Origin of the sequence: Gordonia sp. C13 (genome assembly GCF_023218005.1) — a bacterium.
GTDB classification, from domain to species: Bacteria; Actinomycetota; Actinomycetes; order Mycobacteriales; family Mycobacteriaceae; genus Gordonia; species Gordonia namibiensis.
In genome coordinates, this window is sequence record NZ_JALPSY010000065.1 from 1 (window position 1) to 1,508 (window position 1,508).

General features: G+C 63.3%; 1 protein-coding gene. It reads right to left on the reverse strand.

Annotation, left to right across the window (positions count from 1 at the left end; genetic code table 11):
* Positions 1 to 289: 289 nt before the first annotated feature.
* On the reverse strand, positions 290 to 1,381 hold the full coding sequence (locus M1L58_RS23230) for an IS110 family transposase (RefSeq protein WP_248660622.1): 1,092 nt from the start codon (positions 1,379 to 1,381) through the stop codon (positions 290 to 292).
* Positions 1,382 to 1,508: the final 127 nt, after the last annotated feature.

The window sequence follows — 1,508 nt, forward strand, 5'->3', positions numbered from 1 at the left end:
CTGATATGTAGAGAAATTTGTCAAGTGAGCAGGGCGAGGTACCGCCGGGAAGCTGTCCCGGCGGTACCTCTGTGCTTCATCAGCGATCTGTGTGGTGAGCGTGTCGTATCACGACGCGCGGTCAGACTGATATACGCGGATTGGATACCGCAGGACGGGGTTTCGGCTGGATCGCGACCGCGTGTCTAGGGTCGAGCGTCAACCCGGAACCGGGTTTGCTCATAGTTGTATCGCGGATCGATCCACGCGCTGTCACCACCGATCGGCTACATGAAGCAGGCCCATTGTGTTAGCAGTCCATCACGGCCAACGACCAGCACCAGCCGGCCAATTCACGCGCGATGGCGACGTTGGCAATGACGGGGCGTTTCCGGCGATCGAGGAAGTTCACCCAGCGTTGATGGAGGCGACGGTTGCCCTCATCGCCACGTACCCGAGCTGCTGCGGGAGCCTGCTCCCAGCGTTCGCGCATCACCGCACCGACGAGATACCGCGCACGATGGTGCCAGGCTGCCTCAACCAGCAACCGGCGGGCGTGGGTATTGCCGGTCTTGGTGATCGCCCCCTGCACCCGCGACGTTCCCGACGAGTACTCGCTGGGAACCAACCCGACGAACGAGCCAATACTGTTGCCGGTAAACCGATCCCAATCACCGATCTCCACGCTCAACGCAAACGCGGTCAGCGTACTGACTCCACGCAGGCACGACATCCGCCGCACAATCGGTGTGAACTCGCTATCACCGGCCATCTCGGCGATCGTCACATCCAACCGGTCACGTCGAGCTTTCATCGTCAGCACGTGTTCATAATCGGCATCGAAGGCCATCTGTGTGGCCACCCCGGTCAACGCCGGCGCTGCGACTGTCCGCAACCATCGATCATGCGCGCCGGTCCAGGCCGCCCCACCGTCGTACACCATGCCGTGGCGCAGCAACAGCTTCGAAAGCCGGTGACGTGCCCGCATCAGATCGCCCCGGCAGTCTTCGCGGGCCCGGACCAGATCGCGCGCCGCTTCCTGCTCCACAGTCGGGATCGACACCGAGGTGGTCTCGCCCAGCCGTAGTAATCTCGCCAGGTGGATCGCGTCGCGCACATCGGTCTTGACCCGGTCACCGACCGGACGCTGTAGCTTGCTCGGCGCCACCACCTCGCACCGGATACCCGCCGCCGTCAGGTCGCGGTACAGACCGAACCCGGTCGGACCGGCTTCGTAGGCCACCGCAACCGGACCCGGCAACGTCGCCAGCCATGATCTGACGTGCTCAAATGAGGGCGTCAGCCTCGCCTGATGCAGCTCACTTGTTTGGCCGTCAACCGCCGCCGCCACGATCGATCGTGCGTGCACATCGAGTCCTACACTCGTACGCTCTGTAAACACCAGGGCCTCCCACAAATGTCGGATAGGCCGGGCAGGCGCCTCCTGCTCGGTAACCCACGAGTCTTTGTGCGTGAGGCTCCGGCCCGCAACCCCCAACACATCGTCGGGAGCTACCCATACCGTCTAG